Source organism: Micromonospora sp. NPDC047074 (assembly GCF_040643815.1).
Classification (GTDB): domain Bacteria; phylum Actinomycetota; class Actinomycetes; order Mycobacteriales; family Micromonosporaceae; genus Micromonospora.
This window is the reverse complement of the sequence record NZ_JBEYVB010000024.1, coordinates 74,199-89,215: the sequence shown is the minus strand read 5'-3', so window position 1 is coordinate 89,215 and position 15,017 is coordinate 74,199. Positions and strand designations below refer to the sequence as shown.

Annotated in this window: 5 protein-coding genes; all 5 read left to right on the top strand. The window is 72.4% G+C overall.

Going from position 1 to position 15,017, the window contains the following annotated elements:
- Positions 1 to 366: phosphopantetheine-binding protein (locus ABZ809_RS23920; RefSeq protein ID WP_357564805.1), on the top strand; the 366-nt coding region annotated here is incomplete at its 5' end.
- Between the two features lie 40 nt (positions 367 to 406).
- The gene (locus ABZ809_RS23915; RefSeq protein ID WP_357564804.1) at positions 407 to 592 is read left to right on the top strand and encodes an MbtH family NRPS accessory protein; all 186 of its coding nucleotides are present in this window, start codon (positions 407 to 409) and stop codon (positions 590 to 592) included.
- A gap of 57 nt (positions 593 to 649) precedes the next feature.
- Positions 650 to 9,754: an amino acid adenylation domain-containing protein gene (locus ABZ809_RS23910; RefSeq protein WP_357564803.1), complete on the top strand. Its 9,105-nt coding sequence runs from the start codon at positions 650 to 652 to the stop codon at positions 9,752 to 9,754.
- Entirely contained in the window at positions 9,751 to 13,710 is a 3,960-nt protein-coding gene (locus ABZ809_RS23905; RefSeq protein ID WP_357564802.1) for an amino acid adenylation domain-containing protein, read from the top strand. Before ABZ809_RS23910 ends, ABZ809_RS23905 begins: the two co-directional genes overlap by 4 nt.
- Positions 13,685 to 14,986, top strand: a complete 1,302-nt coding sequence (locus tag ABZ809_RS23900; protein WP_357564801.1) for an MFS transporter — start codon at positions 13,685 to 13,687, stop codon at positions 14,984 to 14,986. The genes ABZ809_RS23905 and ABZ809_RS23900 overlap by 26 nt, the downstream gene beginning before the upstream one ends.
- Positions 14,987 to 15,017: the final 31 nt, after the last annotated feature.

Genomic DNA, 15,017 nt, shown 5'->3' with positions numbered 1-15,017 from the left:
GCCCCGGCGGCGAGCGCGCCGGCCCGTCCGGCCCCGGCGGCGAGCGTGCCTGCCGCACCCGCGGCCGGCCAGGACGGCGCCGGTGACGACGACACGGCCGCGAAGCTGCTGCGGCTCTGGTCGGAGGTGCTCGGCGTCGACGAGATCGGACTGGACGACGACTTCTTCGAGCTGGGCGGCAACTCGCTGGTCGCGGTGCAGCTCATCGCCCAGGTCCGCAAGGTGGCCGGGGTGAAGCTGCCGATGCGGACGCTGTTCGACGCCTCCACCGTGCGCGACATGGTGGCCAACGTGGAGAAGGCCCGGGCGGCCAAGCCGGGCCAGCGGGCGGGCGGCATCCCCAAGGTCGCCCGTGGCGACGGCTGAGCGTACGGCCCGAGCCGACCCACCGAGAGAGGAAGAGCCGATGGAGCAGTACCAGGTGGTTCGCAACGACGAGGACCAGTACTCGATCTGGTTCGCCGACCAGACCGCCCCCGCGGGCTGGCAGCCGACCGGCTTCGCCGGCGGCAAGGACGAGTGCCTCGCGCACATCGACGAGGTCTGGACCGACATGCGCCCGCGCAGCCTGCGCGAGTTCATGGGCCGTTGACACCGCCGCCGCCGACGGGGCGACGCGGGCGAGGCTGAACAGTGGACGGGAGTACCGGTGGACGATAGGCAGGCTTTCCCCGCGTCGTACGGCCAGGAGCGGCTGTGGTTCATGGCGCGGCGCGATCCGGACGTGCCGGCGTACAACCTGCCGATGGAGATGCGGGTGCCCCCGCAGGTCGACGTCGCGCTGGTGACGGAGGCGCTCCGGCAGGTCGTGGGGCGGCACGAGACCCTGCGTACGGACTTCTCCACCGACGACGACGGCCGGCTGCGGCAGGTCGTGCACGACACCGTGCCGGTCGTCGTCGAGGTGGCGGACCTGCGCGGGGAGCCGGAGCCGGACCAGGCGCTGGACGACCTGCGCACGCGCTGCCGCCGGACGCCCTTCACCCTGGCCGAGGCGCCCCTGTGGCGCGTCGTCCTGGCCCGCCTCGACGAGCACGAGCAGCGGCTGCTGGTGGTGGCCCACCACGCCGTCTGCGACGCCTGGTCGATCGGCAACCTCCAGTCGGAGCTGGAGGAGCTGTTCGCGGCCCGGTTCGAGGGCCGGGAACCGGAACTGCCGGAACTCGAGATCCAGTACGTCGACTACGCCGTCTGGCAGCGCCGCGAACTCGCCACGGGCGAGCTGGCCGCGTCGGTGGACTACTGGCGGGAGCGGCTGGCCGGGCTGCCCGACCAGGTGCCCGTGCCCAGCGACCGGCCGCGGCCGGCCCAGCCCACCCACGCCGGTGGCGAGCAGCACTTCGCCCTGCCCGCCGGGACCGTCGCCGGGCTGGAGGCGCTCGCCCGGCGGCACCAGACCACCACGTACACGATCCTGCTGGCCGGGCTCAAGGCGTTGCTGTACCGGCTCTCCGGGCAGCGGGACGTGGTGGTCGGCTCGTCGGTGGCGGGTCGCTCCATGCCCGAGCTGGAGCCCCTGATCGGCATGTTCGTCAACACGCTGGTGCTGCGTACCGACGTGGACGGCGCGGCGTGCTTCGCGGAGCTGGTGGACCGGCTGCGGGACGGCCTGCTCGCCGACTTCGAACACCAGGACGTGCCGTTCGACCGGGTGGTGGAGGCGGTCGCCCCGACGCGCGACCCGGGCCGCAACCCCCTCTACCAGATCGCCTTCAACCGGGTGCCGGCCGAGGGCGTGCAGCTCAGCACCGGCACCGCGAAGTTCGACCTGCTCTGGGAGATCGACAACCGCTACCAGGGCCGGCTGGAGTACAGCGCCGACCTGTTCGACCCCGGCACCGCGGCCACCCTGGTCCAGCGCTACCTGCGGCTGCTCGCCGCGGCGGTGGCCGACCCGGAACTGCCGGTCGACCGGCTGCCCCTGCTCGACGAGGCGGAGCGGCACCGGCTCACCGGGAGCGGCCGGCACGCCGCCCCGACCGCGTCCGTGCTGTTCCCCGCCCGGTTCGACGAGTGGGTGAGCCGGCGCGCGGACGCGCCAGCGGTCACCGACAGCCAGGGCGGCCGGCTCGGGTACGCCGAACTGGCCGCCCGCGCCGACGCGCTCGCCGCGCTGCTGCGCGGGCACGGGGTCGGCCCGGAACAGCGGGTCGGCATCCTGGTGGACAACCGGGTGGAGCTGGCCGTCGCCGTGCTCGGCGTGCTCCGGGCGGGCGGCGCCTACGTGCCGCTCGACCTGCGTTCGCCCGCCGACCGGCTGAAGCGGACCCTGGCCGACGCCGGCGCCCTGGTCGCGGTCACCGTGGCCGACCTGGCGCCGCGGCTCGACGGCGCCGGCGTGCCCGTGCTGCGGGTCGAGGAGGCCGTGCCCGGCACGCCGCCGCACGCGGTGCCGCCGGCCACGCCGGCCGTCGAACCGGAGAGCCTGGCGTACGTCGTCTACACCTCCGGCTCCACCGGCGCCCCGAAGGGCGTCGCCGTCAGCCACCGCAACCTCGCCGCCTACCTCGCCGGCCTGACCGAGCTGCTGGCGGCGCCCCCCGGCCGGGTGTTCAGCCTGTGGCAGCCGCTGACCTTCGACTTCGGCCTCACCATGTTCTACGGCGCGCTCGCCTCCGGCGGGACGGTCCACCTGGTCGACGCCGAGCGGGTCACCGACCCGGCCTGGCTCGCGGCCCACGTGGCCTCCGGTGTGGACTACCTGAAGCTCACCCCCTCGCACCTGTCCAGCCTGGTGGCCGCGGGCGCCGAGCCCACGGCGCTGCTGCCCCGGCAGGCCCTCCTGCTCGGCGGCGAGGCGTCGCTGTGGAGCCAGGTGACGCACCTGCGCGAGCTGGCCGGCGACCGGATGGTGATCAACCACTACGGGCCGACCGAGACCACCGTCGGCGCCCTGGCCCTGCCCGGTGACCGCACGCCGACGCCCCGGGGTGCCACCACCCCGATCGGCTGGCCGCTGGCCGGCGCGACCGCGTACGTGCTCGACGAGCGACTCGATCCGGTGCCCGACGGGGTCGTCGGCGAGCTGTACGTCGGTGGGGAGACGGTGTCCCGGGGCTACCTGGGCCAACCGGGCCGCACCGCCGAGCGGTACCTGCCGGACCCGTTCGCCGACCGCCCCGGAGCCCGGCTCTACCGCACCGGGGACCGGTGCCGCCGGCTGCCCGACGGCGCGGTGGAGTTCCTTGGCCGCCTGGACGACCAGGTGAAGCTGCACGGCTACCGGATCGAGCTGGACGAGGTCCGGGCCGTGATCGCCGGCTGCCCGGAGGTGGCCGACTGCGCGGTGCTGCTCGACGAGGAGCGCCGCACCGGCCCCGCGCTCGTCTGCTACGTGGTGCCGGCCCGGCCGGACGTGCCGCCCGCCGTGGTGCGTCGGCACGCCGAGCGGCACCTGCCGGACTTCATGGTGCCGGCGGCCTTCGTCCCGCTGGCGGAGTTGCCGCTGACCCCGCACGGCAAGCTCGACCGGCGTCGCCTGCCGGCCGTGCCCGACGTCGTCACGCAGGTGCGCACCGACCGGCCCCGCGACGCGGTGGAGGACGTGGTGGCGACCGTCTTCGGCACCCTGCTGCACCGCGACGAGATCGGCCGGGACGACCACTTCTTCGAGCTCGGCGGCCACTCGCTGCTGGTGATCCAGCTTCTCGCCCGGCTGCGGGCGGCCTTCGGCGTGGACCTCCCGCTGCGGTCGGTCTTCGAGGCGCCCACCGTCCGTGGCCTGGCGCGGTGGATCACCGGATTCGCGACCGGCGGCGGAACCCCGCCGGTGGCCGTGGCGGACCGCTCCCGGCCGCTGCCCGCCTCGTACGGGCAGCGCCGGCTGTGGCTGTCGCACCACACCGAGCCCGATCCCCAGCTCTACAACACCCACTTCGGCCTCGAACTGGTCGGCCCGCTCGACCCGGCCGCCGTGCGGGCGGCCCTGGTGACCGTCGCGCAGCGGCACGAGGTGCTGCGGACCCGGTTCGTGCTCGACGGCGGCGAGCTGTGCCAGGTGGCCGGCGACACCGCCGAGGTGCCGTGGCGGGAGGTCGACCTGCGCGGGCTCGTCGGCGACGAGCTGGAGTCCGCCCATCGCCGGCACTACCGCGAGCACGGCGAACCGGTCTTCGACCTGCGGGTGGACCCGCCGCTGCGGGCGCTGCTGCTGCGGATCGCCGACGACCGGCACGAGCTGCTGCTGACCCTGCACCACGCCGTCTTCGACGGCTCGTCCATGGCGGTCATGCTGACCGAGCTGGCCGCCGCGTACCCGGCCGCCCGCACCGGCCGGCCCGTGGCGCTGCCGCCGCTGCCCGTCCAGTACGCCGACTTCGCGGTCTGGCAACGCGACCTGGTGACCGGTTCCGGTGGCGGCCAACTGGACTACTGGCGCGAGCGGCTGGCCGGCCTGCCCGCCCGGCTGGAGCTGCCGACCGACCGGCCGCGTCCCCGCCAGCGGGGCAGCGAGGGCGCCCACGAGCTGTTCGAGGTGCCCGGCGAGGTCGCCGACCGGCTGCGCCGGCTCGCCGCGGCCGAGGGCGCCACCCTCAACATGGCGCTGCTGGCCGGCTACTTCGTGCTGCTCGCCCGCTACACCGGCGACCGCGACCTGGTGGTCGGCGTGCCGCACACCGCGCGGCCCCGCCCCGAGCTGGAACCGTTGATCGGCTTCTTCGTCAACACGCTGGTGCTGCGGGTCGACGTCGGCGCCGCGCAGACCTTCCGCGACCTGCTCCGGCAGGTCCGCGACGTCACCATCGGCGCGTACGCCCACGCCGACGTCCCGTTCGAGGCGCTGGTCGACGAACTCTCCCCGCCCCGGGACCCGGGCAGCACGCCCCTGGTGCAGACGATGTTCATGCTCGCCGACGACGACCGGGCGCTCTCGGTGGACAGCGGCGAGGTGACGATGCGCTACGAGCCGTTCGCCCTGCCGATGGCGAAGTTCGACGTGAGCGTCTTCCTGTGGCGCCGCGCCGACCGGCTCGACGGTGCGATGCAGTACCGCCGTGACCTGTTCGACCCGTCGACCATGGCCCGGTTCGCCGCCGACTACACCGCGCTGCTGACCGCCGTGGCGGACGCGCCGGAGACGCTGGCCGAGGAGGTGGCCGCGACGGCGCCGGCCGGGGTGACCGCCGGGGCGACGCCGTCGGTGGACGCCCTCGTGCCGGCCGGTGGCGGGGCGCTGCGGGTGACCGAAGGAGCAGACGGCCGGTGGCGGGACGTGCCGGCCCGGCTGGTCGCCGACCGGGTCGCCTGGCTGTGTGCCGGGGCACCGGCCGGCGCGGCCGAGACCGTCCTGCACGTGCTGCCGCCCGGCACCGTCACCGCCGCCGTCGAGCTGCTGTGGCCGGTGGCGGCAGGCGGTCGGGTGGTGCCGCTGGATCCCGCCGTCGGGGACGCCCCGCCGGTCCTCGCCGAGGCCCTGCGCGCCCACCGGGCCAGCAGCGTGGCCCTCACTCCCGCCCGGCTCGCCGGGCTGCTCGACCTGCCGCACCTCGCGCTGCCCGACCTCGTCGCCGTGCGCTGCGTCGGCGGTCCGCTGTCGCCGGCCCTGGCCGCGCGGTGCGCCGACCGGCTGCCGGGAGTGCTCGTCGACGACCTGTTCGACCTGCCGGCGCAGGGTGTCCTGGCGAGCCGCCGGGTCACCGGCTCGGCGCCCCCGGGGCTGCTCGGCCGGCCCGCGGGCGTGCGGCTGGAGGTGCTCGACGACCGGCTGCGCCGGGTGCCCACCGGCGCCGTCGGCCAGCTCTGGGTGGCCGGCCCGGCCGGCGACCCCGACGCCGGGACCGACCCGGTCGGCGATCCCGACACCGGGGCCGGCCCGGCCAGCGGGCCCGACACCGGGGCCGGCCCGGACGGGGCGTCGTGCCCCGACCCGTACGGCGCGCCGGGCGACCGGTTGGTCGCCACGGGCGAGCTGGTCCGGTGGCGCGCCGACGGCGACCTGGAGTACCACGGCAGGATCGCCGAGGAACTGGCCCGCGACGGGTACCGGATCCGCCCGGCGCTGATCGCCCAGGCGCTGCTGGGCGAGCCGGGCGTGCGCGCCGCGACGGTCGCCGTCCGCCCGGACGGCGACGTCGCCCGGCTCGTCGCCTACCTGGTCGGTGAGCCGGACACGGACGTCGAGCGGGTCGACTGGACGGCCCGGCTGCGGGGGCGGCTGGCCGACGGCTGGATCCCCGACGCCGTGGTCACGCTGCCGGCCATCGTGGAGGACCGCGCCGGCCGGTGGGCGTACGCCGCGCTGCCGGAGCCGACGGAGGCCTCCGTGCCCGACGACGCGCCGCACGCCGGCACCGAGGAGGTGGTCGCCGGTGTGCTGGCGGAGCTGCTCGACCGGCCGACCGTACGCCGGCACGACGACCTGTTCGCCCTCGGCGGGCACTCGCTGCTGGTGATCCGGCTGGTGGCCCGGCTGCGTGCCGTCTTCGGGGTGGAGGTGCCCATCCGGGCCGTCTTCGAGGCACCCACCCCCGCCGGGCTGGCGGAGCGGATCGCCGGGCTGACCGGGGCCGCCGCGCTTCCCCCGGTCCGGCCGGTGGACCGCGCCGGCCCGTCGCTCGCGTCCTACGGCCAGCGCCGGCTGTGGTTCCTGGACCAGCTCGACCCGGGCAGCCCGCTCTACAACACCCAGCTGTTGCTGCGCCTGCGCGGCGACCTGGACCGGGATGCGCTGCGGGCCGCGCTGGGCGTCGTCGTGCGCCGCCACGAGGTGCTGCGCAGCCGGCTGGTGCTGATCGACGACGACGTGCACCAGGTGGTCGTCGACGACGCTCCGCCCGCCCTCGACGAGGTCGACGTCAGCGGCCGGCCGGCCGAGGTGCGCGACGCCGAGCTGTGGACGTTGCTGCGGGCGCACGCCGCCGTACCGTTCGACCTGGCCACCGACGCGCCGCTGCGGGCGCTGCTGGTGCGTGTCGCCGCCGACGAGCACCTGCTGCTCGTCACCCTGCACCACGCGGTCAGCGACGCCCCGTCGATGGATCTGCTCGTCGAGGAACTGAGCGTCCTCTACGCGGGCGGCTCCGCCGACGACCTGCCGCGCCTCGCCGTCCAGTACGCGGACTTCGCGCTCTGGCAGCGCGACCTGCTGACCGGCGTGGGCGCCGGGCAGCTCGCGTACTGGCGGGAGCGGCTCGCCGGCCTGCCGGCCCGGCTGGAGCTGCCGGCCGACCGCGCCCGCCCCGCCCAGCGCAGCACGGCCGGCGCGCACGCGCCGCTGCACGTCGACGCGCACCTGGTGGAGCGGCTGCGCGTCCTCGCCGCCGGCGAGGGCGGCACCCTGTTCATGGCGCTGCTCGGCGGCTTCTACACCCTGCTGTCGCGGTACACCGGCCAGACCGACCTGGCCGTCGGGGTGCCCGTGGCGGGTCGCGGCCAGTCCGAACTGGAGCCGCTGATCGGCTTCTTCCTCAACACCCTGGTGCTGCGTACCGACCTGGACGGCGACCCCACCTTCCGGGACCTGCTGACCCGGGTGCGGGAGACCACCGTCGGCGCGTTCGCCCACCGGGACGTGCCGTTCGAGCTGCTCGCCGGCGAGCTGGCCGAGGGGCGGGAGCTGGGCACCGACCCGCTGGTGCAGGCGCTGTTCTCGGTGGAGGAGGAGCGCCGGGCGGCGCCGCCGGTGGCCGGGCTCGCGGTCGAGCGGCTGCCGTTGGGCACCGCCGCCGCCCGGTTCGACCTGAGCGTGCTGCTCTGGCGCGACGGCGACGGGCTGTCCGGCACCTTCGAGTACCGCACCGACCTCGTCTCGGCGGAACTGGCGGCCCGGCTCACCCGGCACTACCTGGCGCTGCTCGACGCGGCGGCCACCGCGCCCGACGTACCGCTGTCGCGGCTGCCCTTCACCGCGCCGGACGAGCCGGCTCCGGCCGTCTCCGGGGTGTCGCGGGTGTTTGGGGTGGGGTCGTTGGTGGATGTGGTGGGTGGTGTGGGTGTGGGTTTGGTGGGTTCGTGGGGTGTGGTGTCGGGTGTGGAGTTTGGGTCTCGGGTGCGGCGGTTGGGTCGGTTGTTGGTGGGGTTGGGTGTTGGGGTGGATTCGGTGGTGGGGGTGTGTGTGGAGCGTGGTGTGGGGTTGGTGGTGGGTGTTCATGGGGTGGTGGCGGCTGGTGGTGCGTATGTGCCGTTGGAGCCGTCGTTGCCGGATGAGCGGTTGGGTGTGATGGTGGCGGATTCGGGTGCGGGTGTGGTGGTGACGTCGGCTGATTTGGCTGATCGGGTGTCGGGTGTGGTGGGTGCGGGTGTGCGGGTGGTGGTTTTGGGTGAGGAGATGGATTGCTCGGATGGGCCGTTGGGTGTGGTGGTGCCGGGTGAGGGTTTGGCGTATGTGATTTATACGTCTGGTTCGACGGGTCGGCCGAAGGGTGTGGGGGTGTCGCACCGGTCGATTTGGAATCGGTTGTGGTGGATGCAGGATGAGTTTGGTTTGTCGGTGGATGATCGTGTTTTGGTGAAGACGCCGTTTTCTTTTGACGTGTCGGTGTGGGAGTTGTTCTGGCCGTCGTTGGTGGGGGCTTCGATGGTGGTGGCGGATCCTGGGGTGCATCGGGATTCGGCGGCGTTGTTGGGGTTGGTGGAGTCTGAGCGGGTGACGACGGTTCATTTTGTGCCGTCGATGTTGGATGCGTTTTTGGCGGAGCCTGGTGTGGGGGTGCGGGCGGCGGGGTTGCGTCGGGTGTTTTGTTCGGGTGAGGCGTTGGGTGCGGATGTGGTGCGTCGGTTCTTTGAGGTGTTGCCCGGGGTGGAGTTGTTTAATTTGTATGGGCCGACTGAGGCGGCGGTGGATGTGACGTGGCATCGGTGTCTGCCGGGTGGTGTGGTGGTGCCGATTGGTCGGCCGGTGGCGAATACGCGGGTGGAGGTTTTGGATTCGGGGTTGGGTCGGGTGCCGGTGGGTGTGCCGGGTGAGTTGTGTATTGGTGGGGTGCAGGTTGGTCGGGGTTATGTGGGTCGGGCGGGGTGGACGGCGGAGCGGTTTGTGCCGGATCCGTTTGGTGGGGTGGGTGGTCGGTTGTATCGGACGGGGGATGTGGCGCGGTGGCGTCCGGATGGGTCTTTGGAGTTTTTGGGGCGGTCTGATGGTCAGGTGAAGGTGCGGGGTTTCCGGATTGAGACGGGTGAGGTGGAGGCCGCGTTGGAGGCGGTTTCTGGGGTGCGGTCGGCGGTGGTGGTGGCGCGTGGTGAGGGTGCGGGGGTGCGGTTGGTGGGTTATGTGGTGGCGGAGGTGGGGGTTGATGTGTCGGGTGTGGATTGGCGGGTGGTGTTGGGTCGGGGGTTGCCGGAGTATGCGGTGCCGGCGCAGGTGGTGGTGATTGATGAGTTGCCGACGACGGTGAATGGGAAGTTGGATCGGTCGGCGTTGCCGGATCCGGGGGTGACCCGGACGGATCACACACCCCCACGCAACCCCACCGAACAGTTGCTGGCCGGGATCTGGTGCGAGGTGCTGGGCCTGACCGAGGTCGGCGTCCACGACAACTTCTTCCACCTGGGCGGCGACTCGATCAGCAGCCTGCGGGTGATCGCGCGGCTGCGTACCGCCGGGCACGAGGTGAGCCTGCCGCAACTGTTCCGCCACCAGACGGTGGCGGCGTTGGCGGAGGCGATCGGAGCGGTGGGCACCGTGGCGACCGACGCCGGTGCCCCCGAGGGTGACGTCACCGGCCTGGACGACTCGGACTTCGGCCTTCTCGGGGCCGGCGACCTTGACGTGCTGGACCGGCTCTATGGAGATTCGAGGGGAGCATCCGAGCAATGACGACCGTCACCCGGGAACGGGGTGCCGTCGAGAGCGCGTACCCGCTGACCGCCCTCCAGGCCGGCATGCTTTACCACAGCGAGTACCACTCCGACACGGCCACCTACCACGATCTGCTGACGCTGCGGATGTCCGGCCGGTACGCCCCGGACGCCCTGCGCGCCGCGCTGGCCGAGCTGGCCGCCCGGCACCCGGTGCTGCGCACCAGCTTCGACCTGACCAACTTCAGCGAGCCGGTGCAGCTGGTCTGGCGCACGGCGACCGTTCCGGTGCAGGAGGTGGACCTGCGCGACGCCACGGAGGACGCGGCGCGCCGGGAGGTGGAGCGGTTCGCCGTGGCCGAGCGGCACCGGCCGTTCGAGTGGGCCCGGCCCCCGCTGGCCCGGATCGTCGTGCACCTGCTGCCGGCCGACCGGTTCGACCTCACGATCAGCTTCCACCACGCCATCCTGGACGGCTGGAGCCTGTCGCTGCTGGTCAACGAGCTGCTGCGGCGCTACACCGGCCACCTCGACGGTGCGCCGCTGCCGGTCACCGCGCCGTCGGTCACGTTCCGGGAGTTCGTGGCGCGGGAGAAGCGCGCCGTCGCCGCCCCGGCCAGCCGTGACTTCTGGGCCCGGCTGACCGCCGACGCGCCGGACGGCAGGCTGCCCCGGCTGCCCGGGTATCCCGCCGAGCAGCGGGGCGAGCAGGTCGACGCACTGCGTACCGGCCTCGACGCGGAACTGGTGGCGCGGCTGGGCAAGCTCGCGGTCGAGCTGGGCGTGCCGCTGCGTACGGTGCTGCTCACCGCGCACCTGCGGGTGGTCGCCCTGCTCACCGGCGCCGCCGACGCGGTCAGCGGCGTGGTCACCCACGCCCGGGCCGAGCAGGAGGGGGCCCAGGAGGTCCTCGGCCTGTTCCTCAACTCCGTGCCGCTGCGGGTGGACGTTACCGCGGCGAGCTGGAACGATCTGGTCCGCCGGGTCTTCGAGGCGGAACTGGCGGTGATGCCGCACCGTGCCTTCCCGCTGTTCGAGATCCAGCGGCTGGCCGGGCGGGACGCGCTGTTCGACGCGATCTTCGACTTCCGGGACTTCCACCACTACCGGGGCGCCGCCGAGGCCGGGCCGGTCGAGCTGCTCGGCAGCGAGACGTTCGAGCAGACCAACCTGGCCTTCGCGGCCAACATGATCCGGGCTTCCGACGGGGTCGGCCTGACCCTGGAGCTGCGCTTCGACGCCAACCAGTTCCCGCCGGACCAGATCGCCGGGTTCCGGGACTGCTACCTGCGGACCCTCACGGCGATGACCGACGACCCGGCGGCCAGTCCGCGCCCCACCCGGCCGCTGCTCGACCCCGCCTACCAGCCCCCGGTGTCCGGGGTGTCGCGGGTGTTTGGGGTGGGGTCGTTGGTGGATGTGGTGGGTGGTGTGGGTGTGGGTTTGGTGGGTTCGTGGGGTGTGGTGTCGGGTGTGGAGTTTGGGTCTCGGGTGCGGCGGTTGGGTCGGTTGTTGGTGGGGTTGGGTGTTGGGGTGGATTCGGTGGTGGGGGTGTGTGTGGAGCGTGGTGTGGGGTTGGTGGTGGGTGTTCATGGGGTGGTGGCGGCTGGTGGTGCGTATGTGCCGTTGGAGCCGTCGTTGCCGGATGAGCGGTTGGGTGTGATGGTGGCGGATTCGGGTGCGGGTGTGGTGGTGACGTCGGCTGTTTTGGCTGATCGGGTGTCGGGAGTGGTGGGTGCGGGTGTGCGGGTGGTGGTTTTGGGTGAGGAGATGGATTGCTCGGATGGGCCGTTGGGTGTGGTGGTGCCGGGTGAGGGTTTGGCGTATGTGATTTATACGTCTGGTTCGACGGGTCGGCCGAAGGGTGTGGGGGTGTCGCACCGGTCGATTTGGAATCGGTTGTGGTGGATGCAGGATGAGTTTGGTTTGTCGGTGGATGATCGTGTTTTGGTGAAGACGCCGTTTTCTTTTGACGTGTCGGTGTGGGAGTTGTTCTGGCCGTCGTTGGTGGGGGCTTCGATGGTGGTGGCGGATCCTGGGGTGCATCGGGATTCGGCGGCGTTGTTGGGGTTGGTGGAGTCTGAGCGGGTGACGACGGTTCATTTTGTGCCGTCGATGTTGGATGCGTTTTTGGCGGAGCCTGGTGTGGGGGTGCGGGCGGCGGGGTTGCGTCGGGTGTTTTGTTCGGGTGAGGCGTTGGGTGCGGATGTGGTGCGTCGGTTCTTTGAGGTGTTGCCCGGGGTGGAGTTGTTTAATTTGTATGGGCCGACTGAGGCGGCGGTGGATGTGACGTGGCATCGGTGTCTGCCGGGTGGTGTGGTGGTGCCGATTGGTCGGCCGGTGGCGAATACGCGGGTGGAGGTTTTGGATTCGGGGTTGGGTCGGGTGCCGGTGGGTGTGCCGGGTGAGTTGTGTATTGGTGGGGTGCAGGTTGGTCGGGGTTATGTGGGTCGGGCGGGGTGGACGGCGGAGCGGTTTGTGCCGGATCCGTTTGGTGGGGTGGGTGGTCGGTTGTATCGGACGGGGGATGTGGCGCGGTGGCGTCCGGATGGGTCTTTGGAGTTTTTGGGGCGGTCTGATGGTCAGGTGAAGGTGCGGGGTTTCCGGATTGAGACGGGTGAGGTGGAGGCCGCGTTGGTGGCGGTTTCTGGGGTGCGGTCGGCGGTGGTGGTGGCGCGTGGTGAGGGTGCGGGGGTGCGGTTGGTGGGTTATGTGGTGGCGGAGGTGGGGGTTGATGTGTCGGGTGTGGATTGGCGGGTGGTGTTGGGTCGGGGGTTGCCGGAGTATGCGGTGCCGGCGCAGGTGGTGGTGATTGATGAGTTGCCGACGACGGTGAATGGGAAGTTGGATCGGTCGGCGTTGCCGGATCCGGGGGTGACCCGGACGGATCACACACCCCCACGCAACCCCACCGAGGCCCGGCTCGTCGCCATCTGGGCGAAGCTGCTCAACGTCGGGACCGTCGGCGTGCACGACAACTTCTTCGACCTCGGCGGGCACTCCCTGATCGCGCTGCGGCTGGCGATGCTCGTACGCCAGGAGTTCGCGCGCGAGCTGCCGCTGGCCTCGCTGCTGGCCGCGCCCACCGTGGCCCAACTGGCCGAGGTGGTCGCCGCGGCGCCCGCGGCCGTGGCGGGAGCCCCGGCAGCGGCCCGGGTCACCGACCGGGTGGTGGCGCTGCGCGAGACCGGCGACCGGCCGCCGCTGTTCATGCTGCACGCGCTCGGCGGGCAGATCTTCCGGTACCGGCCGCTGGCCGAGCACCTCGGCCCGGACCAGCCCGTCTACGCCATCCCCGGCTACGGCTTCACCCCCGGCGAGGAGCCGATCCAGGGGCTGGACAACATGGCCGACCGGTACGCCGAGCACATCCGGGCGATCCGCCCCGAGGGGCCGTACCTGCTGGGTGGTTTCTGCATCGGGGGCAACATCGCCCTGGAGGTGGCCCGCCGGCTGCGCGACGGCGGAGCCGAGGTGCCGCTGGTCATGCCGGTCTGGTCGTCGATCGAGGAGCCGGTGGTGCGGGCCACCCTGGAGAGCGACACCCAGCTCATGATCCATGCGCTGGCCGGCGGACTGAACACGGTGGACCCGCAGGAGCTCAGCACCCGCTCCCCGGAGGAGCAGCTGATGGCCATCATCCAGGCGGCCACCCACGAGGACACCCTCCAGTACGCGGCGACCGAGATCGAGGAGGTGCGCCGCTACCTGGCGGTGTTCCGGGCCAACGCGCACGCGGTCGGCCACTACACGCACGACCCCTACCCGGGTGACGTCACGCTCTTCATGCCCAGCGAGGATCACGACGTGACGCCGGACCGCGACTACGGATGGCGGGACCTGGTGACCGGCCGGTTCGCCGTCCAGCCGATCCCCGGCACCCGCTTCACCGCAGTGTACGAGCCGTACGTCAGCCAGATGGCGGCGCAGATGAGGAGATGGATGCACCATGGACAGCCAGACCGCGCCCGCTGAGGCGGCGGCGCAGACCGCTCCCGACAAGGGCGCGGACCGCGGCCTGCGGGGCAACCGGGACTTCCTCAAGCTGTGGAGCGGCGAGAGCCTCGCCATGCTCGGCTCCGAGGTCACCGTCGTGGCGTTGCCGCTGGTGGCGGTCGTGCTGCTGGCGGCCACCCCGACCGAGATGGGCATCCTCGGCGCCGTGCTGCGGCTGCCGGCGCTGCTCTACCTGGTGGTCGGGGTCTGGCTCGACCGCGTCCGGCGCCGCCCCGTGATGATCTGGGCGGACCTCGGCCGGTTCGTGCTGCTGCTGAGCATCCCGCTGCTCTACCTCACCGACCAGCTCGCCATCGGCTGGCTCTACGTCGTGGCGTTCGGCGTCGCCGTGATGGGCATCGCCTTCGACGTCGCCTACCAGGCGTACCTGCCGTCGCTGGTGAGCCGGGAACACCTCGGCGAGGCGAACGGGAAGCTGTCGATCAGCCACTCGGTGGCCCAGCTCGGGGCACCCGCCCTGGCCGCCGCGTTGGTCGCCCGGTTCAACGCCGCCGTGGCGCTGCTGGTCGGCTCGATCACCTGCCTGATCTCGGCGATCAACCTGGCCACGATCCGCACCCCGGAGCCGCGCCCCGTGCCCGAGGGCGACACCGACCGGCCCCGGCTGCTGCCCATGATCACTGCCGGGCTGAAGTACGTGGTCCGCCAGCCCATCCTGCGGCCCATGGTGATCTCCACCGGCATCTTCGTCACCTTCTGGAGCGGCATCCAGACGCTGTACATCCTGTTCCTGGTGCAGGATCTGAAGCTGCCCAGCGGCGTGGTCGCGTTGATCTTCGCGGCGGGCGGGGCGGGCGCGGTCGTCGGCGCCACCCTCTCCATCCCGGCGTTGCGCCGCTTCGGCCCGGGACGGACGGCGATCTGGTGCACCATCATCTGCAACCCGGCGTTCCTGCTCATCCCGTTCACGCCGGAGTCGTTCTGGCCGGCGGTGGTGCTGCTCACCCTCGTCCAGTTCGCCACCGGCCTGACCATGCCGATGAGCAGCGTCAGCATGGGTTCGGTACGGATGGCGCTGACCCCCGACAACATGCAGGGGCGGGTGGCGTCGGCGTTCCGTGGGCTCTCGCTCGGTCTCGCCCCCCTCGGCGCCTTCGCCGCCGGCGCGTCGGCCGAGATCTGGGGCATCCGGCCGGTCCTGGTGGTCTTCGGGCTCTTCCTGGTCGTGCCGATCTTCGTCTACCTGTTCTCGCCCATCCCCGGCCTGAAGACCCTGCCCGAACCGGCGGAGTGACCGGCCGCGCCGACCCCAGAGAAGAGGACTC

What these genes read in the sequence shown, in the direction of transcription:
- ABZ809_RS23905 (WP_357564802.1), top strand. Translation starts at nt 9,751, where the DNA reads ATGACGACCGTCACCCGGGAACGGGGTGCCGTCGAGAGCGCGTACCCG.
- ABZ809_RS23915 (WP_357564804.1), top strand. Translation starts at nt 407, where the DNA reads ATGGAGCAGTACCAGGTGGTTCGCAACGACGAGGACCAGTACTCGATC.
- ABZ809_RS23900 (WP_357564801.1), top strand. Translation starts at nt 13,685, where the DNA reads ATGGACAGCCAGACCGCGCCCGCTGAGGCGGCGGCGCAGACCGCTCCC.